General features: G+C 67.0%; 17 protein-coding genes. 11 read left to right on the top strand and 6 right to left on the bottom strand.

Features of this window, described 5'->3' with window-relative positions; translation table 11 throughout:
• Window positions 1-26: 26 nt before the first annotated feature.
• The 3 genes from AC5P7A_RS09665 to AC5P7A_RS09655 form a co-directional block, all read right to left on the bottom strand.
• Window positions 27-3,149, bottom strand: coding sequence for an efflux RND transporter permease subunit (locus AC5P7A_RS09665; RefSeq protein ID WP_049403847.1), 3,123 nt, complete (start codon window positions 3,147-3,149; stop codon window positions 27-29).
• A 31-nt stretch (window positions 3,150-3,180) separates the two neighbouring features.
• Entirely contained in the window at window positions 3,181-6,414 is a 3,234-nt protein-coding gene (locus AC5P7A_RS09660; protein WP_046432840.1) for an efflux RND transporter permease subunit, read from the bottom strand.
• Between the two features lie 74 nt (window positions 6,415-6,488).
• Window positions 6,489-7,733 (bottom strand): efflux RND transporter periplasmic adaptor subunit, encoded by a 1,245-nt coding sequence (locus AC5P7A_RS09655; protein ID WP_014648647.1) that lies wholly within the window; start codon window positions 7,731-7,733, stop codon window positions 6,489-6,491.
• Between the two features lie 186 nt (window positions 7,734-7,919).
• Here AC5P7A_RS09655 and AC5P7A_RS09650 point away from each other — a divergent pair, with 186 nt between their 5' ends.
• From AC5P7A_RS09650 to AC5P7A_RS09610, 9 genes are all read left to right on the top strand, one after another.
• A complete protein-coding gene (locus AC5P7A_RS09650) occupies window positions 7,920-9,239 on the top strand; it encodes a M20 family metallopeptidase (protein WP_495220089.1) in 1,320 nt (439 codons plus the stop codon).
• Window positions 9,240-9,788: 549 nt separating this feature from the next.
• Complete coding sequence (gene queF, locus AC5P7A_RS09645; protein WP_495220088.1) at window positions 9,789-10,607, top strand: NADPH-dependent 7-cyano-7-deazaguanine reductase QueF; 819 nt, start codon at window positions 9,789-9,791, stop codon at window positions 10,605-10,607.
• 285 nt (window positions 10,608-10,892) lie between these two features.
• The gene (locus AC5P7A_RS09640; RefSeq protein ID WP_005419771.1) at window positions 10,893-11,186 is read left to right on the top strand and encodes a LysM peptidoglycan-binding domain-containing protein; all 294 of its coding nucleotides are present in this window, start codon (window positions 10,893-10,895) and stop codon (window positions 11,184-11,186) included.
• Between the two features lie 45 nt (window positions 11,187-11,231).
• On the top strand, window positions 11,232-11,744 hold the full coding sequence (locus AC5P7A_RS09635; protein ID WP_014648644.1) for a hypothetical protein: 513 nt from the start codon (window positions 11,232-11,234) through the stop codon (window positions 11,742-11,744).
• Window positions 11,745-12,101: 357 nt separating this feature from the next.
• On the top strand, window positions 12,102-14,324 hold the full coding sequence (locus AC5P7A_RS09630) for an NADP-dependent isocitrate dehydrogenase (protein ID WP_046432822.1): 2,223 nt from the start codon (window positions 12,102-12,104) through the stop codon (window positions 14,322-14,324).
• 316 nt (window positions 14,325-14,640) lie between these two features.
• The gene (locus AC5P7A_RS09625) at window positions 14,641-15,606 is read left to right on the top strand and encodes a hypothetical protein (protein ID WP_014648642.1); all 966 of its coding nucleotides are present in this window, start codon (window positions 14,641-14,643) and stop codon (window positions 15,604-15,606) included.
• Window positions 15,599-16,147, top strand: coding sequence for a GTP-binding protein (locus AC5P7A_RS09620; protein WP_495220087.1), 549 nt, complete (start codon window positions 15,599-15,601; stop codon window positions 16,145-16,147). The genes AC5P7A_RS09625 and AC5P7A_RS09620 overlap by 8 nt, the downstream gene beginning before the upstream one ends.
• On the top strand, window positions 16,140-16,556 hold the full coding sequence (locus tag AC5P7A_RS09615) for a roadblock/LC7 domain-containing protein (RefSeq protein ID WP_014648640.1): 417 nt from the start codon (window positions 16,140-16,142) through the stop codon (window positions 16,554-16,556). Before AC5P7A_RS09620 ends, AC5P7A_RS09615 begins: the two co-directional genes overlap by 8 nt.
• Before the next feature lie 53 nt (window positions 16,557-16,609).
• A complete protein-coding gene (locus AC5P7A_RS09610) occupies window positions 16,610-16,969 on the top strand; it encodes a hypothetical protein (protein WP_014648639.1) in 360 nt (119 codons plus the stop codon).
• Between the two features lie 74 nt (window positions 16,970-17,043).
• Here the strand turns inward: AC5P7A_RS09610 and AC5P7A_RS09605 are convergent, their stop codons facing one another.
• Window positions 17,044-17,661 (bottom strand): KilA-N domain-containing protein, encoded by a 618-nt coding sequence (locus AC5P7A_RS09605; protein WP_495220114.1) that lies wholly within the window; start codon window positions 17,659-17,661, stop codon window positions 17,044-17,046.
• A 284-nt stretch (window positions 17,662-17,945) separates the two neighbouring features.
• Here AC5P7A_RS09605 and aceK point away from each other — a divergent pair, with 284 nt between their 5' ends.
• Window positions 17,946-19,676 (top strand): bifunctional isocitrate dehydrogenase kinase/phosphatase, encoded by a 1,731-nt coding sequence (aceK, locus tag AC5P7A_RS09600; RefSeq protein WP_495220086.1) that lies wholly within the window; start codon window positions 17,946-17,948, stop codon window positions 19,674-19,676.
• Between the two features lie 80 nt (window positions 19,677-19,756).
• A complete protein-coding gene (locus tag AC5P7A_RS09595) occupies window positions 19,757-20,647 on the top strand; it encodes an energy transducer TonB (protein ID WP_049439329.1) in 891 nt (296 codons plus the stop codon).
• Window positions 20,648-20,686: 39 nt separating this feature from the next.
• Here AC5P7A_RS09595 and AC5P7A_RS09590 read toward each other — a convergent pair whose 3' ends face one another.
• Both AC5P7A_RS09590 and rho read right to left on the bottom strand, forming a co-directional pair.
• Complete coding sequence (locus tag AC5P7A_RS09590) at window positions 20,687-22,261, bottom strand: sensor domain-containing diguanylate cyclase (protein ID WP_032961682.1); 1,575 nt, start codon at window positions 22,259-22,261, stop codon at window positions 20,687-20,689.
• A 208-nt stretch (window positions 22,262-22,469) separates the two neighbouring features.
• Window positions 22,470-24,215 (bottom strand): transcription termination factor Rho, encoded by a 1,746-nt coding sequence (gene rho, locus AC5P7A_RS09585; RefSeq protein WP_046429862.1) that lies wholly within the window; start codon window positions 24,213-24,215, stop codon window positions 22,470-22,472.
• Between the last annotated feature and the right edge of the window lie 25 nt (window positions 24,216-24,240).

Genomic DNA, 24,240 nt, shown 5'->3' with positions numbered 1-24,240 from the left:
TCCACGCCGCGCGTGGATGGGCCCTTCTACGCCCGCTGCGCGCGCTTGAGCAGCTTGGCTTCGCGCCTGCGTGCGCGGCGTGCGCGCCAACGCTCGGCCAGGCACGAGAAGATCACGTACAGCGCCGGCGTGCTGAGAAGGGTCAGGCTCTGCGAGAACAGCAGGCCGCCGATCATCGCGATGCCCAGCGGGCGGCGCAGCTCGGACCCTTCACCCAGGCCGATCGCCAGCGGCACGGCGGCCAGGATCGCGACCATCGTGGTCATCATGATCGGGCGGAAGCGCACGATGCTGGCCTCGCGTGCGGCATCGCGCGGCGCCAGCCCATGCTCGCGCTGCGCCACCAGGGCGAAGTCGATCATCATGATCGCGTTCTTCTTGACGATGCCGATCAGCAGAACCAGCGCGATCATCGAGATCACCGACAGTTCGGTGTTGGTGCCGAACAACGCCAGCAGCGCACCGACGCCCGCCGCCGGCAGCGTGGACAGGATGGTGACCGGGTGGATCAGGCTCTCGTAGAGCATGCCCAGCACCAGGTAGACGGTCAGGATCGCGGCAAACACCAGGATCAGCATGTCGCTGGGATCTGAATTGAAGCCGAAGCCCGCATCGTCGGCCAGGCGGATGTCGCCAGGCATGCGCATGCCGGCGACGGTGGCATCGATGATCGCCTTGGCCTCACCCATGCTCACGTTCGGAGCCAGGTTGTAGCTGAGGTCCATCGTCGTGTACTGGTTCTCGTGGGTGATCTGCGAGGGGGCCAGGCCGGGCATCTGCGTGGCCACCGCGGTGATCGGCACCATGTCGCCGTTGCGCGCACGCACGTACACCTCATCCAGCGCCGCCGGGGTGGCGGTCTGCGAGGGCAGGGCGTTGACCACCACGCTGTACTGGTTGATGTCCGAATAGATGGTGGAGATCTGGCGCTGGCCGAACGCACCGTACAGCGCGCCGTCGATGGCGCCGACAGTGATGCCCAGGCGCGCGGCCTTGGCGCGGTCGATCTGGATGTTCTGGCGCAGTCCGGCATTGTCCACGTCGGTGCCGACGTCACGCAGCTTCGGGTTCTTCTTCAGTTCCGCCTGCAGCTTGGGCAGCCATTCCTGCAAAGCAGCCAGGTCGTTGCCCTGCAGGGAAATGCGGTACTGCGCGCCCTGGCTGGAACCGCCGCCATCGTTGCTGGGCAGGTCCTGGATCGCGCGCAGGCGCAACTGCAGGTCGGGGTAGCGATCGGCCTTGGCACTGAGTCGCGCCAACGCATGTGCGGTGGTTTCGCGGCGACCGTCGCTGCGTGACTTCAGCTCGATGTTGAACTGTGCACTGGAGCCCTGACGGCCGCTGCCGAGGCGCACACCCACGGTTTTCACTGCAGGGTCGGCCATCAGCATGTCGGTGATGCGACGCTGGCGGGCGACCATGTCCTCGAAGGAGACGGTGGCGCTGGAATTGGCGCGGCCCCAGATCAGGCCGGTGTCCTGCGGCGGGAACGCGCCCTTCTTCACCGCCCCGAACAGGAAGATGGTGACGCCGATCAGGATCAGCGGCGTCAGCGACAGCAGCAGCGCGTGGCGCAGCGAGAAGTCCAGGAACACGGTGTAGATGCGCAGCATGCGCTCGTGGCCGGCATCCAGCCAGCGTCCGAAGCGCGACGGCGGCGCGCTGTGGTCATGGGCGCTGAGGAAGCGGCTGCACAGCGCCGGGGTCAACGTCAGCGAAACGATCATCGAGACCACGATGGCCGCCACCAGGGTGACGGTGAACTCGCGGAAGAACGCGCCCATCATGCCGCTGGCGAACAGCAGCGGGATGAACACCGCGACCAGCGAGGCGGTGATCGAGACAATGGTGAAGCCGATCTCGCGCGCACCGGTCAGCGCCGCCTGCATGCGCGGCATGCCCTCATCGAGGTGGCGCATGATGTTCTCGATCACCACGATCGCATCGTCCACGACGAAGCCGATCGCGATCACCAGCGCCAGCAGGCTCAGGTTGTTCAGGGTGAAGCCCATCACGTACATCACCAACGCGGCACCGGCCAGCGACAGCGGTACGGTCACTGCGGCGATCAGCGTCGGTGCCAGCCGGCGCAGGAACAGCGCCATGGTCAGCACCACCATCGCCAGGCTGATCAGCAACGTGATCTGCACTTCATGCAGCGACGAGCGGATGGTCGGCGTACGGTCGAAGTACGGCGTCATCGTGGTGCCTGGCTGCAGGTAGTCGCGCAGGGTCGGGATCTGCGCCTTGACCCGGTCCACGGTCTCCACGATGTTGGCGCCGGCACGGGTGAACACGTACATCACCACCGCCGGTTTGTGGTCGAACCACGCGGCCTGGTAGGCATCCTGCTGGCCGTCGTAGACGTTGGCGATGTCCTTCAGGCGGATCACCCGGCCATCGCCCTGGGTCTTGACCACCAGATCGGCGAAGTCGGCCGCACGCGCCACCGAATCGTTGGCGATGATCGCGGTGGTGGTGTTGCCGTCGCTGAGGAAGCCGGTGGGCGAGGTCACGTTGGCCGCGCGCACCGCATTGCGCAGGTCATCGGCGGTCAGGCCCAGCGCGTTCATCAGGCGCAGGTTGACGTCCACGCGCACCGCTGGCGTCGACGCGCCGGCGATGTCGACCGAGGCGACGCCACTGATCTGGCGGATGCGCTGCGCCAGCAGCGAATCGGCGACGTTGTACAGCTCATCGGCCGACTGCGTCTGCGAGGTCAACGCGATGGCGATGACCGGGTCGTCGTTCGGGTTCGCCTTCTGGTACATCGGCGAGCCCATGCCCGAGGGCAGGTCGGCCTGCGCCGAGTTGATCGCGGTCTGTACGTCCAGCGCGGCCGAATCGATGTTGTGGCCGCTCTGGAAGATCATGAACACCAGCGAGCTGCCTTCCGAGCTCGACGAGCGCATGCGGTCGATGCCCGGCAGCTGGCCGAGATGGCGTTCCAGCGGCGCGGTAACCGTGGAGGCCATGGTCGCCGCATCGGCGCCGGACTGGCTGGCATGCACGAAGATCACCGGGATCTCGATGTTCGGCAGTGCCGATACGCCCAGGCGCAGGTAGCAGATCAGGCCGACCATGAACAGGCCGATGGCCAGCAGCGCGGTGCCGATCGGGCGGCGGATGAAGGGGCCGGACAGGTTCATCGTGCGGCCCCTTGCAGCAGCGGGGCGTGGATCATGCCTGCGGCTCCTGCAGCGACCCGTCGCGCAACGCACGCTGCTCGCGGCGGCGGGCAAGCCACTCGGAGAAGCGCTCCATGTACAGGTAGATCACCGGCGTGGTGTACAGCGTGACCAGCTGCGACAGCAGCAGGCCGCCGACGATGGCGATGCCCAGCGGGCGGCGCAGCTCCGAGCCGATCCCGGTGCCCAGGGCCAGCGGCAGCGCGCCCAGCATGGCCGCGGCGGTGGTCATCATGATCGGGCGGAAGCGCAGCAGGCAGGCACGGCGGATTGCTTCGTGCGCGTTGGCACCGGCGCGGCGGGCCTCGATCGCGAAGTCCACCATCATGATGCCGTTCTTCTTGACGATGCCGATCAGCAGCACGATGCCGACGATGCCATCCACCGACAGGCTCAGGCCGCACAGCATCAGCGCCAGCAGCGCGCCGACACCGGCCGGCGGGAGCGTGGAGATGATCGTGATCGGGTGGATGTAGCTCTCGTACAGCACGCCCAGCACGATGTAGATCACCACCAGCGAGGCCAGCAGCAGCCACACCACGTCCGTCTGGCTGCCAGTGAACTCGGCGGCCTTGCCGATGAACTCGGCATGCAGGTGGGTGGGCATGTCCAGGCTGTCCTTGGTCTCCTGGATTGCACGCACCGCTTCGGACAGCGAATAGCCCGGCGCCACGTTGAACGAGACCGTCACCGCCGGCAGCTGCTGCTGGTGGCTGACCACCAGTGGCGCGCTGCTCACCTTGCCTTCGGCCAGCGCCGACAGCGGGATGATGTTGCCGGCGCCGACGGTGATGCCGGTGTTCTGCGCGCCGATGCCGGTGGCGGTCGACGAGTTGGACGAGGTGACCTGGCCGAAGCTGGTGGCGTTGGTGCCGGTCAGCGCGCCGGCGCCATTGGAGGCCACCGCCAGCTGCTCCATCAACGCGGTGCTGGTGCGGAACTCCGGCGCCACTTCCAGCACCACGCGATACTGGTTGAGCTCGGTGAAGATGGTGGAGATCTGGCGCTGGCCGAACGCATCGTAGAGCGTGTCGTCGATGGTCTGCATCGGCACGCCCAGCACGCTGGCCTTGTCGCGGTCGATGTTCAGCTCCAGGGCGCGGCCCTGGTTGGACAGGTTGTTGTCCACGTCAGCCAGTTCCGGGCGCTTGCGCAGCGCTTCGGTCAGGCGCGTGGCCTGGGTCGCCACCGTTGCCGAATCGACGTCCGACAGCGAGTACTGGTACTCGGTGGCGGCCACGCGGGTATCCAGGGTCACGTCCTGCACCGGCTTCAGGTACAGCGCCACGCCCGGGATTCCGGCCACCGCCTTCTGCAGGCGCGGCAGGATCTGCTCCAGGCCATCGCGCTGGCTGCGCTCCTTCAGCACGATCGACAGCTGGCCCTGGTTGAGCGTGGGGTTCATGCTGCCGGCACCGATGAACGCCGACACGCCGGTCACATCCGGGTCGTGGCGCAGTGCTTCGGCGACCTGCTTGGTGCGCTGTTCCATCTGCGGGAAGGCGATGTTCTGGTCGGCCTGCACCACGCCGGTGATCAGGCCGGTGTCCTGTTCGGGCAGCAGGCCCTTGGGAATCAGCACATACAGCAGCACGGTCAGCACCAGTGCACCACCGGCCACGGCCAGGGTCAGGCGCTGGTGGCCCAGCACCCAGTCCAGGCTGTGCTCGTACAGGCCGACGGTGCGCGTCCACAGGTTCTGCTTGCCGGCCGCTGCCGCGCGCTCATGCGCGTCTTCGCCCTCGGGCAGGGCGTCGGGCTTGAGCAGGTAGGCACACATCATCGGGGTGAGCGTCAGCGAGATCAGCATCGACAGCACCACCGCGATGCTCAGCACCCACGCGAACTCGTGGAACAGGCGTCCGGTGACGCCGGGCATCAGCAGCAGCGGCAGGAACACCGCCACCAGCGAGACGGTCAGCGACAGCACGGTGAAGCCGATCTGGCGCGCGCCGATCTCGGCCGCTTCCTTGCCACTCTTGCCCTGCTCGATGTAGCGCACGATGTTCTCGATCATCACGATCGCATCGTCGACCACGAAGCCGGTGGCCACCACCAGCGCCATCAGCGAGAGGTTGTCCAGCGACATGCCGGCGAACGCCATCACCGCGAAGGTGCCGGCCAGCGACAACGGCACTGCCACCGACGGGATGATCGTGGCCCACAACCGGCGCAGGAACACGAAGATCACCGCCACCACCAGGCCGATGGTGAGGATCAGGGTGAACTGCACTTCATGCACCGAGGCGCGGATGGTCTCGGTACGGTCGTTGAAGATCTCCAGGTGCACGTCGGCCGGCAGCACGCCCTGCAGCTGCGGCAGGATCGCGCGGATGCGCTCGACGGTCTGCACGATGTTGGCACCAGGCTGGCGCCGGACTTCCAGCAGCACCGCCGGCTTTCCATCGGCCCAGGCGGCCAGCTGGTCGTTCTCCACGCCATCGATCACCTCGGCCACGTCCGACAGCCGCACCGGGCGGCCGTTCTTGTAGCTGATGATCGTGTCGCGGTACTCGGCGGCGCTGGCCAGCTGGTCGTTGGTGCCGATGCTGTAGGACTGCGTCTTGCCGTTCAACGAGCCCTTGGGCGCATTGACGTTGGCCTGGGTCAGTGCGCTGCGCAGCTGCTCCAGGGTCAGGCCCATGTTCGACAGCTGCGCCGGATTGACCTGGATGCGCACGGCAGGGCGCACGTTGCCGGCGATCGACACCAGTCCCACGCCCTGCACCTGCGACAGGCGCTGGGCCAGGATCGAGTCGGCGTAATTGTTGACGTCGCGCAGCGGGCGCGTGTCGGAGGTCAGCTTCAGGGTGACGATGGCCGCGTCGGCCGGATTCACCCGGTTGTAGACCGGCTGGTAGGGAAGCGACGAGGGCAGGGTGGCCTGGCGGATCGCCGCCTGCACGTCCTGCGCGGCGATGTCGATGTCGCGGTCCATCGAGAACTGCAGGATGATCGTCGACAACCCGGCCGACGAGTCGGAGGTCATCAGCTCCAACCCGGAAATCTGCCCGAACTGGCGCTCCAGCGGGGTAGTGACCAGCGAAGCCATGGTGGTGGCGTTGGCACCGGGGTACTGGGTGGTGACCACCAGGCTGGGCGCATCGATTTCCGGCAGCGCCGACACCGGCAGCTTGCGGTAACCGAGGATGCCCAGCAGCAACAGGCCCGCCATCAACAGCGAGGTGGCGATCGGGCGGCGGATGAAGATCGTCGAAAAGCCCACGGACTGATCCTTGCTGGCACTTCAATGTCGGCGCCGGCGGGTATGCCGGCGCGAGGGAGATCAGTGGCCTGCGCTCAGCGCGGGCCACCACCGCGACGGCCACCGCCGCCTGCGTTCTTCTGCTCGGCCGCCTTCAGTTCGGCCTCGGTCGGTGCGGCCGGGGTCTCGCCCGGCTTCAGCGCGGTGACCTTGCTGCCCGGCTTCAGGCGGAACTGGCCTTCACTGACCACCCGCTCGCCGCCCTTCAGGCCTTCGGCGATCTGCACCTGGCTGTCGCCCACTTCCACGCCGCTGCGCACCGTCTGCATCTTTACCGTGTTGTCGCCCTGCACGATGTAGACGTACTCGCCATCCGGGCCACGCAGCACCGCCTGGGTGGGGATGACCACACCACCGGCGATCGTGCGCAGCTGCATGCGCACGTTGACGAACTGGCCCGGCCACAGGCCGTTGTCGGTGTTGTCGAAAATCGCACGCGCCTTGAACGTGCCGCTGTCGGCACTGATCAGGTTGTCGACCACGTCGAGCTTGCCGTCGCCGGACAACACATGCGAATCGGCACGGTCCAGCGCGGCCACCGGCACCGTGCCGGCGGCCTGCGCCTGGCGCACGTCGCCGAGCTGGCGCTCGGGCAGGTTGAACAGCACGTGGATCGGATGGATCTGGGTCAGCGTGACCAGCGCGGTGCCGGCGTTGACCACGTTGCCCGCGTCGACCGCGCGGATGCCGGCGATGCCGGAGATCGGTGCGGTGACCTTGGTGTACTGCAGCTGCACCTGCGCCGAACGCATGCTGGCCTCGTTGGCGGCCACGGCGCTTTCGTACTGTGCCACTTGGTTTCGCTGTGTATCCAGATCGGTCTTGGCGACGTACTGGCGATACTCAGGCGCGTTCGAGCGCTGGAAGTTGGAGCGCGCAGTGGCCAGCAGGGCTTCGTTCTGGCGCTTGGCTGCGGCGGCCTGGTCATAGCTGGCCTGGGCCGTGCGCGGATCGATCACCGCCAGCACGTCACCCTGCTTCACTTCCTGGCCTTCGCGGAAATTCAGGCTCATCAGCTGGCCGCCGACCTGCGGGCTGACGGTAACGGTGTTCATCGCAGTCACCGTGCCCAGCGCGCTGGCATACACCGGCACGTCCTGGCGCGTGGCCTCCACCACGGTCACCGGTACTGGACCGGCATTCGGATCCTCGCCGCCCTGGCGCGCCCCCGCAGCTGCACCACCGGCCTTGTCCTTGCCCCCGCCCATGACGCGCAGGCCGACCACGGCCAGCACCAGCACTGCCACGACCAGCAGCACGATCTTCCAAACACGTGACATTACGAGGACTCCGAGAGGGCTGGACCAGGCGGGACGCCGGGGCAATGCGCAAAGCATACCTGTGCCACATCACGTTTCCTGCATGACGGATGGGACGGGCGCTAAGACCGGATCGAGCGCCGGAGGTTCCCGTGGCGGCGGTGTTGCCCTACATTCAGCTGGAACCCTTCTGCTGTGGAGATTGCGATGCACCGTTCGCTGCTGCTGTCCGCCCTGCTGCTGGCCCTGCCGGCCCTTGCCCACGCCCAGGACGGGCAGCGCCCGGAAGTGACCGCCGCCGCGCAGCGGCTGCAGGCCAAGGTGGTCGAATGGCGCCGCGATTTCCACCAGCATCCGGAGTTGTCCAACCGCGAGGCGCGCACCTCGGCCGAGGTCGCCAAGCGCCTGCGTGCGATGGGCCTGAAGCCGAAGACCGGCATCGCCCACCACGGCGTGGTTGCGATCATCGAGGGCGGCAAGCCGGGGCCGAAGATCGCCCTGCGCGCCGACATGGACGCGCTGCCGGTGACCGAGCAGACCGGCCTGCCGTTCGCCTCCAAGGCCACTGACCAGTACCGCGGGCAGACCGTGGGCGTGATGCATGCCTGTGGCCATGACGCGCACACCGCGACCCTGCTCGGCGTGGCCGAAGCACTGGTGTCGATGAAGAAGGACCTGCCGGGCCAGGTGATGCTGATCTTCCAGCCGGCCGAGGAGGGCGCACCGCCGCCGGAAGAGGGTGGTGCGGCACTCATGCTGAAGGAAGGCCTGTTCGCCGATTTCAAGCCGGAAGCGGTGTTCGGCCTGCATGTGTTCTCCAGCGTGCAGGTGGGTCAGATCGCGGTGCGCGGTGGCCCGTTGATGGCGGCCTCGGACCGGTTCGGGATCAAGGTGATCGGCCGCCAGACGCATGGTTCGGCGCCGTGGAACGGGGTTGATCCGATCGTCGCCACCGCCGACCTGGTGGGCACCGCGCAGACCATCGTCAGCCGCCGCGCCAACCTGTCCAAGCAGCCGGCAGTGCTGACCTTCGGCGCGATCAACGGCGGCATCCGCTACAACATCATTCCCGATGAAGTGGAGATGGTCGGCACCATCCGCACCTTCGACGAAGGCATGCGCCAGCAGATCTTCGCCGACCTGCGCAGCGTGGCCGAGCACACCGCCGCCGCGCATGGTGCCAAGGCGGTGACCGAGATCTACGAAGCCGATGGCAACCCGGCCACGGTGAACAACCCGGCACTGACCGCGAAGATGCTGCCGAGCCTGCAGGCGGTGGTGGGCAAGGACAACGTATACGAGCCACCGCTGCAGATGGGTGCGGAAGATTTCTCGCTGTACGCGAAGGAAGTGCCGGGCATGTTCTTCTTCGTCGGCTCCACCAGCGCGGGCATCGACCCGGCAACGGCGCCGGCCAACCATTCGCCGAAGTTCCTGCTGGATGAGAAGGCGCTGGATGTCGGGTTCCGCGCGCTGCTGCAGGTGAGCCTGGATTACCTGCACGGTGCCGGCACCCCGGCGGGGTGAGGGTTTCCGCAGGGCTTGCAGCCCTGCACCCGCTTGGATCAACGGCAACGTCAACGTCAACAGCGGGCATTCCGTGGGATGGCGGGGGGGGTCCGGTTGAGGGGGACGCCGTAAACCCGTCCCTGGGGGCTTGGCCGCGGCATCCATGCCGCGGACACCCCCTCAACCGGACCCACCCCGCCTTCGACAGTTTCCCGCGGCTGTTGGTGCCCGCTGCTGTTGGTGGGTGCCGACCGTTGGTCGGCACGGCGGACGTCATGAACGTCTGAAGGATCGGATTCTGATTTTGATTTTCCTGATCTTTCCCGTGGTGGATCGGCGACAGAAATGTGTCGGAGGGCCGGGCGGGTGGGATGGGCGGGGTATCCGCGCCATGGATGGCGCGGCTAAGCCCCCAGGGATGGGTTCACGGCGTCCCCGCCCATCCCGCCCGCCTGGCCCACACCCCGGAACCCAGGCTTTCGACGACCCACCAACCCCACCACGGAGGGGCTCCGCCGTTGGCCAGCCCGGCCGAAGGCCCGCCGTCCGCGCGATACAATGGCGCCCATGAACACCCCACAGGATTCCAGCCTCGGTCGCGAGGTCAGTTACCCGTCGCAGTACGATCCCGGCCTGCTGTTTCCCATCCCCCGCAGCGGCGCCCGCGCCGAGATCGGCCTCGATGACGCCGCGCTGCCGTTCGTTGGCCACGACCGCTGGCATGCCTTCGAGCTGAGCTGGCTCGACGCGCGTGGCAAGCCGCAGGTCGCCGTCGCCACCGTGCAGGTGCCGTGCACCTCGCCGCGGTTGATCGAATCGAAGTCGTTCAAGCTGTACCTGAACTCCCTCAACAGCACCCGTATCGGCAGCGCCGAGGCACTGCGCGCGCGCATCGTGGCGGATCTGTCGGCCTGCGCCGGTGCGCCGGTGGAGGTCGAATTCGGCCTGCCGGGCCTGCGTGAGACGCCGCTCGGCGAATCCATCGATGGGCTGGACCTGGAGATCGACTGCTACGGCCCGCCGCAGGCAGACTTCCTCGCCGCTGATGCCGGCGAGGTGGTGGAGGAAACCCTGGTCTCGGCGCTGCTGAAGTCCAACTGCCCGGTTACCGGCCAGCCGGACTGGGCCACGGTCAGCCTGCGCTACCGCGGGCCGAAGATCGACCGCGCCGGCCTGCTGCGTTACCTGGTCAGCTACCGCGAGCACGCCGAGTTCCACGAGCAGTGTGTTGAACGGATCTTCAGCGAGGTGTCTGCGCGCTGCCAGCCGCAGTGGCTGGAAGTGGAGGCCCGCTACACCCGTCGTGGCGGCCTGGATATCAACCCCTGGCGTGCCAGCCCGGGCATCGCCGCCCCGGCCGCGACCTACCGCGAACTGCGGCAGTAACCGCCATAGGCGGTTGCCCGTTGCGCCGGGCCATGCCCGGCGAGCGCCGGCCAGCGGCCGGCACTACCATGATTCGCAGGTGGTTACGGGTAGAGCCGGCCGCTGGCCGGCAATCGGCCAAGGCCGGATCCCCCTGGCACAGCCGGCCAGCGGCCGGCACTACCGGGCGTCCATTCCCCCGATTGTTCAGCCGCCCCGGGGGGCGGCTTCACATCTGCACCATCCCCATTTAACAACCTCCATGGCACCGTGCGAATCACGTAGTCATGCAGACGGGAGTTGTGGATGAGTACCGAGAAGAAAGCCGATTTCTCCGGCGTCAGTGGCAGTGTCGACAGTACCGCCGAGCAGGTGCCGAAGGCGGACTTCTCCGGCGTCAGCGCTTCGGTGGACAGCACCGCAGACGTTGTCAGCGGCGGCACCTATACCGTGCAGAAGGGTGACTCGCTGTCGAAGATCGCCAAGCAGCATCTGGGCGACGCCAATGCCTGGAAAAAGATCTTCGAAGCCAACCGCGATGTGCTTGATGACCCGGACAAGATCTTCCCGGGCCAGACCCTGAAACTGCCGCCGAAGTAAGCCGGCCATCGAACGCCGTCCGACAATCCCTGGGAGGAACCCCGAATGATCAAGACCACCCCGCTACAGACCGCCCTGATCGCCGCCCTGCTGGGCAGCGTTGCTCTGGTCGGTTGCAAGAAGAAGGAAGAGTCGACCGACAGCAACGCCGCTCCGGCAGCGACCGCCCCGGCCGAACCCGCAGCTCCCGCGCCGATGACCGGCGCACCGCCGCCGATGGCCGAAGCCGCTGCGGTCAACGTCTCGTCGGTCACCGTCGGCAAGACCGCCGCCGCCGACAAGTCGGTTGCGACGACGGCTTTGTTCGCACCGAAGGATGACATCATCGTCTCGGTCAAGACCGACGGCGCTGCCAACAACGTCACCGTTGGCGCCAAGCTGACCTATCAGGACGGCCAGGTAGCCGGCGAACAGAACGCCACCCTGAACACCAGTGGTGCGGAAACCACCAACGTCACGTTCAAGAATGCAAAGGGCTGGCCGGCCGGCAAGTACCGCGCCGAGGTCACCGTCGATGGCAAGGCGGCCGGAACGCCGCAGGAGTTCGAGGTCAAGTAAGTCCTGCCGACTCTCTCCCGGCAGGGCTCACGATGGACGCAGCCGCGAGGCTGCGTCCTTTTTTGTTGGGCGATGGCTGGCTTCATCCACGCATGGCGTGGATCTGCTGATGCTGTGGGGGGCTTCATCCTGGCGCGGATGGATCACAGCGTTGCCGCCGTGCAGTACCGCCGCGTATGGCACAGCTTTGCCCCGCGCGGCTGAAAACGCGACAATGCAGGGGTTTCCCCGCCGCGCGCCCACCCTGACGGCGACGGGGGAAAGCGTGGGGCCCGGCCCCGCGCGCGACACGGTTGCACGTGGCCCGGCGCTGGCGCCGGCCTTCCCCTGAGCACTGCTACAGAGTCCAAGTCCCCCATGTCCAAGATCCTCTACACGCTGACCGACGAAGCACCGTTCCTGGCCACCCAGTCGCTGCTGCCGATCGTCGGCGCCTACACCGCCACCGCAGGCATCGTGGTGGAAACCCGTGACATCTCGCTGTCCGGCCGCATCCTGTCGCTGTTCCCTGAACTGCTCAGCGACGCGCAGAAGGTCAGCGACGACCTGGCCGAGCTGGGCCAGCTGGCGACCACCCCGGACGCCAACATCATCAAGCTGCCGAACATCTCCGCCTCGGTGCCGCAGCTGAAGGCGGCCATCAAGGAACTGCAGGACCAGGGCTATCCGCTGCCGGATTACCCGGAAACCCCGGCCGACGACCAGCAGCGCGACTACAAGGCGCGCTACGACAAGGTCAAGGGCAGTGCGGTGAACCCGGTGCTGCGCGAAGGCAACTCCGACCGCCGTGCACCGCTGTCGGTGAAGAACTACGCGCGCAAGCATCCGCACCGCATGGGCGCCTGGGCGTCGGATTCGAAGTCGCACGTCGCGCACATGGCCGCCGGTGACTTCTACGGCAGCGAGAAGTCGGCCACCCTGGCCAACGCCGGTTCGCTGAAGATCACCTTCCACGGCAAGGACGGCAGCGCCGTCGTGCTGAAGGAAAAGACCGCAGTGAAGGCGGGCGAGATCGTCGATGCCGCCGTCATGAGCCGCAAGGCACTGGCCGCGTTCATCGGCGAGCAGATTGCCGATGCCAAGGCCCAGGGCGTGCTGTTCTCGCTGCACCTGAAGGCGACCATGATGAAGGTCTCCGACCCGATCATGTTCGGCGTGGCGGTGAACGAGTTCTACAAGGACGTACTGACCAAGCACGCCGACGTGCTGAAGCAGGCCGGTTTCGATGCCAACAACGGCATTGGTGACCTGGCTGCGCGCCTGCCGTCGCTGCCTGAAGCCACCCGCGCCGCGATCGAGGCCGACCTGGCCGCCGAGTACGCGCAGCGCCCGGGCGTGGCCATGGTCAATTCGGACAAGGGCATCACCAACCTGCACGTGCCGAGCGACGTGATCGTCGACGCCTCGATGCCGGCGATGATCCGCGACTCGGGCAAGATGTGGAATGCCGAAGGCAAGCTACAGGACACCAAGGCGGTCATTCCGGACCGCTGCTACGCCGGCGTGTACCAGGCCGTCATCGACGACTGCAAGGCGCACGGTGCCTTCGACCCGGCCACCATGGGTTCGGTGCCGAACGTCGGCCTGATGGCGCAGAAGGCCGAGGAGTACGGCTCGCACGACAAGACCTTCCAGATCGCCGCCGATGGCGTGGTCAAGGTCACCGATGATGCCGGCGCCGTGGTGTTCGAGCACGCCGTGGAAGCCGGTGACATCTGGCGCATGTGCCAGACCAAGGACGCGCCGATCCAGGACTGGGTCAAGCTGGCCGTCGAGCGCGCCCGCCTGAGCAGCACCCCGGCCGTGTTCTGGCTGGACGCCGCCCGCGCCCACGACGCGCAGGTCATCGCCAAGGTCGAGCAGTACCTGAAGGACCACGACACCACCGGCCTGGACATCCGCATCCTGCCGCCGGTGGAAGCCACCGCGTTCTCGCTGGACCGCATCCGCAAGGGCGAGGACACCATCTCGGTGACCGGCAACGTGCTGCGTGACTACCTGACCGACCTGTTCCCGATCATGGAACTGGGCACCAGCGCCAAGATGCTGTCGATCGTGCCGCTGATGGCCGGTGGCGGCCTGTTCGAGACCGGTGCCGGTGGTTCGGCCCCGAAGCACGTGCAGCAGTTCGTTGAAGAGGACTACCTGCGTTGGGATTCGCTGGGTGAGTTCCTGGCCTTGGCCGCGTCGCTGGAACACCTGGGCAACCGCTACGACAACGCCGCTGCCCGTGTGCTGGCCAAGGCGCTGGACGAAGCCAACGGCCAGTTCCTGGACAACGACAAGTCGCCATCGCGCAAGCTGGGTGGCATCGACAACCGTGGCAGCCACTTCTACATCGCGCTGTACTGGGCCCAGGCCCTGGCCGCGCAGGACGAGGACGCCGCCCTGAAGGCGCGCTTCGCCCCGCTGGCCAAGACGCTGACCGACAACGAGCAGAAGATCGTCGAAGAGCTGATCGCAGTGCAGGGCAAGGCCGTGGACATCGGCGGCTACTACCGCCCGGACGTGGCCAAGGCCAGCAAGGCGATGCGCCCGAGCGCGACCTTCAACGCCGCGCTGGAACAGCTGCGCGGCTGATCCACTGCCGTTCGGCCGTGACACCGGAACCCGCGCTTCGGCGCGGGTTTCTTTTTATGGCGCTGGGGTCAGATCCCTTTTGCAAGCAAAAGGGATCTGACCCCATTCGACCCGTGTCCAGAACCGTGACATCCGTCGGTCGTCGGAATGCCGTCAACGGGGCATGAAACTTGCCCGCGATGGCGGTCGCAGAATGGATCGGCGCGGTTTCGCAGTCGCCTTGAATCTGAGCAATCGATCACGACGGCCGCCGCTGGCGATGCCCTAGCCTTGGCGACGCGAGGCCACCGGGGAGGTGGCCGCACGGGGAACACGGATGGCACGCGTGCTGGTAGTGGGAACCGATATCCAGGGCGAGCAGGCCCTGCTGCAACGGCTGCGCCTGGCCTCGGCGCTGCCGGATGGCCAGGTCCGCCGCAGCCAGGATCTGGACGATTGTGATCTGCTGGTCATCCGCGATACCCCGGCGCTGCGCAACGCCGCCCAGCGCATGCGACAGCAACGTCCGCGCCTGCAGTGCTGGATCGAGGACATCGGCGGCCAGCTGCGTGATGGCGACGGGCATCAGGACGTGCTTGATGACGGTGCCATCGGTCGCGCGTTGCGTCGCATGCAGTTGGCACCGGAGCCCCTGGTCATGCAGACACCTGCGCCGATCCGCCTGGCAGATGGCGCGCACGCCATCACCCGTCTGCTGCGCGAGCGGCTGCCGCTGCGACAGGGCCAGGCACTGCTGGGTGATGCAGGCGAGCCTCTGCTGCTGATGGATCTGGAGCACGATCAGGCCGTGCTGTTGCAGGAGCCGGCTGCGGCGCTGGTGGAGCGGCTGGCCGATGCCTTTGAGCGCCTGCAGCTGGACGCGCTGACACCGGCGCGCCTGCAGGCCCTGGCCGGCGAGCGGCCACGCCAGCCGCTGCGGCCACTGCTGTGGCAATGGGCGCAACGCAGCCGCCATTGGCAGGCGCTGGACGAGCGCCTGCGCGGCGCCTCGGTGAAGCTGCTGCGCTGGCCGGACTTCCGCGTACTGGGCCATGACCACGATGGCTTCCGCCTGTGCTCGCTGCTGCTCAAGCGTGCGTGTACGGTTGAGGAATGCACGATGCTGCTCGAACTGCCGGCGGCGGCCGTTCGCGATTTCATCCATGCCGCCTATCTGTGTGGCTACGCGCAGCTGCAGGCCGCCCCGGCGACGCTGATGATGGCGGCAGGTGGCACCCGCACCGACAACGGACTGCTCGCCCGCCTGTGGCGGCACCTGCGCGGGAGCGAGCGCAATGCGTGAGCACAAGGTGGTCGTGCTGGGCGGCATGGGCAGCGGCAAGTCGACGCTGGTACGCAGCATCGCGGCTGGCGCGGTGGTCGACACGGATGTGGCCAACACTGATCGCCTCGGCGCCGACAAGGCCTCCACCACCGTGGCGCTGGACTATGCAGACATCGACCTGCCCAACGGCGAACGCCTGCGTCTCTACGGCACACCCGGCCAGCAGCGTTTCGATTTCCTGTGGCCGATCCTGCTGCAGGGCGCGCGTGGCCCGGTGCTGCTGCTGGATGCGCGCCGCGCCGGCCTGGCCAGCGAGCTGGAAGGCTATCTGCAGGTGCTGCAGCCGTTCGCATCATCCTTGGCACTGGTCGTGGCGGTCACCCACCTGGACCAGGCACCGCAGGCCGCACTGGATGACTGGGCCATCCGTGCCTGCCTTGACGACCAGCCGCTGCCGCTGCTGGCCGTGGATGCCCGTGACCGAGGACAGGGACTGCTGCTGATGGATGTACTGATGAGCGAAATGGAAGCGCACGCACTGGTGGCTGCACATGGCTGACGGGCAGCTGGCGGTACTGCCCGACGCCGGTCAGCGTGAGCGCCTGCAGCCCCTGCTGCAGGACCTGCAGCAGCGGGTCGAAGGCGTGCGCACGGTCGTGCTGGCCAGCGTCGATGGCTTTGCCCTGGTCAGCGCCGGCGCCGAAGGGCGCGGCGAACGGCTGGCGGCGATGACCAGCGCGATGCTGGCGCTGGCTGCGGCGGTCGGGCGCGAACTGGTGCTGGGCGATCTGCAGACACTGATGCTGGAAGCGGCGGGCGGAAAGGTGCTGATGCTGGCGATCCAGGCCGAAGGGCGCGCACCGTTGCTGCTGATGGCGGCCTGCGACCAGCGCAGCGTGATCGGCCAGGTGCTGTGGCAGAGCAGGGAATGTGGCCAGGCGATCCTGGCCGAACTCGGCGGATCGTGAGCCCGGCCGCAGGGGAACAAGGGGCTCGGACCAACATCGACAAGGGGTGCGACGTGGCTGGATTGAATGATTCGTTGAACGCACTGATGGGCATCGACGGCGCGCAGGCAGTGGCGCTGGTCGATTACGAAAGTGGCATGCTGCTGGGCGAAGCCGGTGCCGGCATGGACATGGAAGTGGCCGCCGCCGGCAATACCGAAGTGATCCGCGCGAAGATGAAGACCGCCGCATCGCTGAACCTCAACGACAGCATCGAGGACATCCTGATCTCGCTGGGCAAGGCGTACCACATCATGCGCCCGGTGGCGAAGAAGAAGGGCCTGTTCTTCTACATCGTGCTGGACCGTACCAAGTCCAACCTGGCATTGGCCCGGCGCAAGGTGCAGGACGTGGAGGCCGAACTGGCGATCTGAGCGGCCGCCTCCGTAGCGCCGGACCATGCTCGGCTGCTTCCAGCCGAAGCAGCCGAGCACGTTCGGCGCTGCCTTCAGGCTGCTGGAAGCAGCAGTGCAGAGACGAACGAGAGAGCCTTGCTGTCGCGTGCGGCGAAGTATCTGGGCGCATGATCTGGCAGCCACACTTCGTTGAAGTGGCGGCGGAAGTCCTCGTAGAACTCGTTGGGATACAGCTTGGCCTGCACCGTGCGGCCGTCCGGGTAGGCGTGGTCATACGTGGGCAGCGCATCGGTGTCGACGCCGCGATGATCCCTCAGCCATTTGCAGAACAGTCGGCCTTCGGAGATGTCCGGCACCAGCGCCTGCGGGAGCGTATAGCCCGCCTGCTCCAGCGGTGCGATCAGGTTCAACGTCAGCTCGTTGAGCATCGAGAAATGGGTGTACGGCACCTTGGCACGGTTCTGCATGTAGCGGTCGATGTGCACGGGCAGCAACGCATTGGCGCGACCCTGCTGCCATTCCACCACCCACTGCGAGACCTTCACTGCGAACCTGCGCGACAGCCACTGGCCGAGGTGGATGGCGAGGTACGGGTGGATCCAGGTGCCCTGCATGGCCGGGTTCCCACCGGATACCACGTGGATAAGCTCATTCTCGGACAGCTTCGTCTGCGCCATGAGCTCCTGCAGGAACTCCTCCGTCGATTTCAGTGCCCGGTAGTCGGATCAGCGCTTGCCGACGGACTGGCACAGGGCGGTCGCGCTGATGTAGCCGTCGCGGGCGCGCTGCGGGATGACGTTGCCTTCCTCCACGCGCGGAATAAAGGTCATTTGCTGCATGCGTCACCTCGTGCCGTTGTTGGGCCTGAAAGGGTAGGCAGCAGGGAGGCATCAGGTCTGTAGGAATCGTTGCGTTTGTCGCGGCATGCAGTGGCCCTACACAAGCCACCCCACGCCAGCGTATGGTGAGGCAGGTCCTCCCGGGTGAGCCCTGCATGTCCGAGCCTGACACCGTTGCCGACTTGGCGTCGCGCATCGCCGGCGCCATTCACGCCGGCTTCGAGCAGTATCACGCCCGCTTTACGGCGATCACCGCCCGTGCGCGGCAGCGTTTCGAGCAGCGCGACTGGGTGGGCGCGCGCCGGGATGCAGTCGAGCGCATCGCGTTGTACGACCTGTGCATCGCCGAACAGATGGATGCGCTGCGGCGTCTCGCCGGCGAAGCGATCGGGGAACGTGCGCTGTGGCTGCAGGTGCATGCGCGCTATAGCGCACTGCTGCGGGGGCTGATCGACGCCGAGCTGTACAAGACCTTCTACAACACGCTGTCGCGGCGCTTGTTCTCCACCCGTGGCGTGGACCCGGCGCTGGAGTTCATCGCCTTCGATGTCGAGCCGTCCGATGCGATCACCCACCCGGTCGCACGGCATACCTATGCGGTCTCGCCGACGCGGCCGGTGGAGGCTCTCCAGCGCGTGCTGGCCGATTACCGCTTCGACATTCCGTATGCACACCAGCTGCGCTGCGCGGCGGCCATCGCTGTGCGCCTGCAGGACGATCTGGCCCACTGGGGCGATACGCCGGTGCGCAGCATCGAGCTGCTCGACACCGTGTTCTATCGCGAGCGCCGTGCCTACCTGGTGGGTCGCGTGTTCGGCGAGCACCGCTTCTCACCGTGCGTGATCGCCCTGGTCAACGATGGGCAGGGCCTGCGTGCAGATGCGGTGCTGACCCGGCGTCGCGATGTTGCCCATCTGTTCGGCGTGTCGCGCAGCTATTTCCAGGCCGACCTTGCCACGGTGGGCGATGCGGTGGTGTTCCTGCGCAGCCTGTTGCCGGGCAAGCCCATTGATGAGATCTATACGGTGCTGGGCCGCGCCAAGCAGGGCAAGACCGAGCGCTACCGCACCTTCTTCCGCCACTTCAACGAACATCCGCAGGAGCGGCTGGTGCATGCCGAAGGCACGCCAGGCATGGTCATGGCGGTGTTCACCCTGCCCAGCTATCCGCTGGTGTTCAAGCTGATCCGCGACCGCTTCGCGTGGCCGAAGTCGATGTCGCGGCAGCAGGTGGAAGAGAAGTATGCGCTGGTGTTCAACCTCGACCGTGTCGGTCGCCTGCTTGATGCGCAGCCGTACCGCCATCTGCGTTTCCCGCGCGACCGCTTCGCACCGGCCTTGCTGCAGGAGCTGCTTGCGCAGTGCGCGCAGAGCGTGCGCGTTGATGGCGACCAGGTGGAAGTCGCACTGTGCTACGTGCAGCGTCGCTTCCGTCCATTGAACCTTTACCTGCGCGAGCAGGGCGGCGACGCGGTGCGTGCGGCGGTACTCGACTACGCGCAGGCGATCACCGACATGGCGCGCAACAACATCTTCCCCGGCGACATGCTGCCGAAGAACTTCGGCGTATCGCGGCATGGCCGGGCAGTCTTCTACGACTATGACGAGCTGTGCCTGGTCAGCGACTGCGTGTTCCGCGCCTGGCCGCAGCCGCGCACGCCGGAGGAAGCCATGGCCGACGAACCCTGGTTCCATGTCGGGCCACGCGACGTGTTTCCCGAGCGCTTCGGCCCGTTCATGGGCCTGCCGGCGGGTGAGCTGGCGGCGGTGCGCGAACATTACCGGCACCTGTTTGATCCCGCGTGGTGGCAGGGCCTGCAGGCGCGCTTCGCCAGCGGTGATTATCCGGATACGCCGCCCTATGCGGCGGTCCATCGCCTGGCCTGAACGGCGTGGCGTGGACTGCCTGCCGGTCCCGCTCGGACTGCGGTACGCTCGGGGTTCACCTCATCACCATGGATCCGGCAATGATGCGTTCCCCCCTGTTCCTTGCGCTGGCCCTGGCGTTCGCCGCCGGTGCGCCCCTGCTGCCGGCCGATGCCGTGGCCCAGAACGCGCGCGCCGTGCGCGCCACTGCCGAGATGAGCATGGTGCTGTCAGGCAGTATCGACGTGGCAGCCGATGGTTCGGTCAGCACGCTGGTCCTGGACCAGCGTGCCATGCTCGCACCCGGCATCGTGTCGTTCGTGGAAGGCGCCATCCGCGGCTGGCAGTTCGAACCGACGCTGCGTGATGGTACGCCGGTGGCCGTCCACGCACCGCTGCGCGTACGCCTGCGTGGCAAGCAGCAGGAAGACGGCAACTACCAGATCAGCATGACCAGCGTCGACTTCAGTGAATATGATCCGAAGGCTACCGATTCGATCACCCAGAAGCGCATGCCGCCGCCGCGCTACCCCGAAGAGGCCTTCCGCAATGGCGGGCAGGGTGACGTACTGCTGCTGGTCAAGGTCGCACGCGACGGCACCGTGGCCGATGTCATTGCCGAGCAGGTGAACATGACCGTGGTCGCACCGGAACGGACCATGGCCAGGATGCGCGACATCTTCGCCAAGGCCAGTATCAGTGCGGCCCGCAAGTGGACCTTCTCGCCGCCGACCACCGGCGAGGACAGCACGCGGGATTCATGGACCGTGCGCGTGCCGGTCACTTTCGCCCTGAACAACAGCGACAACGGCCAGCCGGAACGCTACGGCCGCTGGCGTGCCTTCATCCCCGGCCCGCGCCAGGCCGCACCCTGGCGCACGCCGGATGGCGCCGGACAGGCGGGAAGTGATCTGCTGCCGGCCGGCGGCGTGTACATGGTCGATGGCACCCAGCGCGGCCTGCGCCTGCTGACGCCGCTGGCGCAGCGCTGAGCCCGGTGCGATGGAGCGGTCGGCCAGGCCGGCCGCTTTTCAGTCCGCGTACGGGTAGACCACCACGCGGTTGCGGCCCTGTTCCTTGGCCATGTACAGGGCCTTGTCGGCCAGCCGCAGCGCCTGCTCGGCATCGACATGGAAGCTGGGGAAGTGGGCCACGCCCAGCGACACGGTGATGGTGCCGACCGGCTCGAACGGATGATCGGCGATGTGCTGGCGCAGGCGCTCGCCGGCCTGGCGCGCCGAGTCGGTACTGATGCCCGGCAGCAGCAGCAGGAATTCCTCGCCACCGGCACGGCAGAGGATGTCGCTGTCGCGCGAGTAGCGGCGCATCTGGTCGGCGATATGGACGATGGCGGCGTCACCGACGTCATGGCCGTGGCTGTCGTTGATCGATTTGAAGCGATCGATGTCCAGCGCCAGGATCGCGAACGGAATGCCCTGCACCTGCAGCGCATCCAGCGCCTGCTGCAGGCCGCGGCGATTGAGCAGGCCGGTCAGCGGATCGGTACGGTTGGCGCGGTTGAGTGTGCCAATGCGGTCCTGCAGGGCGTTGAAGCTGTGCAGGACCGCTTGCTTGAGCTGGGCAACCTCGAAGTACCATGCGCGGATGCCGCTGACGTGGTTGATCGCGCTGCCGGTGTCCTCGCCACCCTGCACGTTGCGCGCCAGCTGCCACAGCGGCATCGAGATGCGCCGGGCGAACCACCAGGTGATCAGCAGTGACAGCAGGCCGAGCGGGATCGCGTTCCAGATCACCGCGGTCATCAACCGTGACAACGGCTGCAATGTGGCCTCGGTCGGCCGCTGGGCGATGATGCCCCAGCCGGTGGCCGGTACCGGCGCGTAACCGGCCAGCATCGACACGCCCAGGTTGTTACGGACCTGCTGCGCGCCGCGCTCACCGCGCACCACCGCCTTCACCGCCGGGTTGCCGACCACGTAGTCGCCGACCCGCTTGCCGTCGGCGTGGTACAGCAGGCGGCCATGGCGGTCGACCACGTACAGGTAGGAGCCGTCGCGGTAGTAGTGCTTGCCCAGCAGCGTATGCAGCGCGCTGCGCTGGCGCAGGTACAGGGTGCCGCTGACGTAGCCGCGATAGTGGCCCTGGCGGTCGAAGATCGGGTGCGACAGCGAGACCAGCAGCTTGCCTGTGGTCGACTGGTACGGGTCGCTGATCATCGGCTGGCGTGCAGCCAATGCGGCATTGTTGCCGACGCTGTGCAGGATCTCGCCCTGCAGCTGCAGGGTCTGCGGCGAGGTGGCGATCACCAGGCCGTCGGCGTCCACCACCAGCGAGGAATTGAAGCTGTTGGTCTGCAGCTGCAGGCGGCTGGCCTCGTCCTGCGCCTGTGCCGGATCGAGGTCACTCTGGCCGAGCCGGGTGGCGGCGTAGGCCAGCTCCTGCTGCGCGGCCAACAGGAAGTTCTGGGTGGTCTCGGCCAGCTTGGTGGCATAGACGCGGTTGGCTTCCAGGGTATTGCCGACCAGCTGGTCGCGCTGCACGCGGTAGCTGGCCAGCAGTGTATTGGCCAGGGCGATGATGGCGCTGAGCAGGGCCAGGGCGAGGATCAGCTTGCCCAGGTTGAGGCGGGGAGACAGCGTTCGCATGCGTCGACGGATCCGGCAGGAGGCTGGACCCGACCGGTTCTCCGGAAGGGGCGACAGCGGAATCGGTGGCCACGCCCGCAGGGCCGGGCAGGGTATCGGGCGGATTATCGCCAAAAGTCGGCGGCGGCAAAGTGAAGTGGGTCGCCCTGCAGGCAAAAAAAAACCTGCCGCAGCGAGCGGCAGGTTCCTTTCGATGCAATGCCGTGGATCAGCGCTTCATCGAGCCGAAGAACTCGTCGTTGGACTTGGTGTTCTTCATCTTGTCCAGCAGGAACTCCATCGCGGCCATTTCATCCATCGGATGCAGCAGCTTGCGCAGGATCCAGATCTTCTGCAGCAGTTCCGGCTCGATCAGCAGGTCCTCGCGGCGGGTGCCGGAACGGTTGATGTCGATGGCCGGGAACACGCGCTTTTCAGCGATACGGCGGCTCAGGTGCACTTCGCTGTTGCCGGTGCCCTTGAACTCTTCGTAGATCACCTCGTCCATCTTCGAGCCGGTGTCGACCAGCGCGGTGGCGATGATGGTCAGGCTGCCGCCTTCCTCCACGTTGCGCGCGGCACCGAAGAAGCGCTTCGGGCGGTGCAGGGCGTTGGCATCCACACCACCGGTCAGCACCTTGCCCGAGCTCGGCACCACGTTGTTGTAGGCGCGGGCCAGACGGGTGATCGAGTCGAGCAGGATCACCACGTCCTTCTTGTGCTCGACCAGGCGCTTGGCGCGCTCGATGACCATTTCGGCCACCTGCACGTGGCGCGCGGCCGGCTCGTCGAAGGTCGAGCTGATGACCTCGCCGCGCACGGTGCGCTGCATTTCGGTCACTTCTTCCGGGCGTTCGTCGATCAGCAGCACGATCAGGTGCACGTCCGGATGGTTGGTGGTGATGGCAGTGGCGACCTGCTGCATCATCATCGTCTTGCCGGCCTTCGGCTGGGACACGATGAGCGAGCGCTGGCCCTTGCCCTGCGGCGCCATCAGATCGAGGATGCGGCCGGTAATGTCTTCCGACGAACCGTTGCCACGCTCCAGGGTGAAGCGGCGGCGCGGGAACAGCGCGGTCAGGTTCTCGAACAGCACCTTGTTCTTCGACGCTTCGATCGGCTCACCGTTGATGGTGTCGACGATGTTCAGCGCGAAGTAGCGCTCGCCGTCCTTCGGGAAGCGGATGCGGCCGGAGATGTGGTCGCCGGTGCGCAGGTTGAAGCGGCGGATCTGGCTGGGCGAGATGTAGGTGTCGTCCGGGCCGGCCAGGTAGCTGGCTTCGGCCGCGCGCAGGAAGCCGAAGCCGTCCGGCAGGATTTCCAGCACGCCATCGGCGGCAACGCCGTCGCCGTGGCGGGTCAGCACCTTGAGCAGGGCGAAGATCACGTCCTGCTTGCGGGCACGGGCCACGCCTTCGGAGATCTGCAGCTGCTCGGCGATCTCCAGCAGCTTCTGTGCCGGCATGCGCTTGAGGTCGCTCAGCGAGTAGACCGGGAAGCCCTCGGGCACGTTGGCGTGCGGGCGCGGCACGAAGGGCTGCTGCTCGCCGCCGTCCTGCGGCATGCCGTCATCGCGGCCACCGCGGTTGCGGTCGCGGTCGCGACGGTTGCGGAAACGGTCGCGGCGATTGCCCTGGCCCTGCTGGCCGTTCTGGTTGTAGGGGTTGTTGTTCTGACCCTGGCCCTGGTGCTGCCCACCGCCCTGGTGGTTCTGCTGGCGCTGTCCGGATTCGCGGCCTTCGCCACCCTCACCGCCGCCGGAGGCGGGGGCTTCAGTGGCAGGCGCGCTCGGCGCGGGGGCGGCTGCAGCCGGTGCCGGCGCTTCGGGCGCGGCTGCCAGCGGCAGGGTCGGTTGCGCCGGAGCGGCGCTGGTTTCGGCGGCTGCCGGGGCGGCGGCCTTGCTCACGCGGGGCTTGCGCACGCGCTTTTCGGCGGGCGCATCGGCGCTGCCGGTTTCGGAAGTGTTATCGGACAAGAGCGTTATTCCTCGCTTGAAGGTG

This window comes from Stenotrophomonas sp. YJH_SMC_65 (assembly GCF_059369475.1).
The sequence above is the reverse complement of the archived record's forward strand: the minus strand, read 5'-3'. Positions and strand labels throughout refer to the sequence as shown.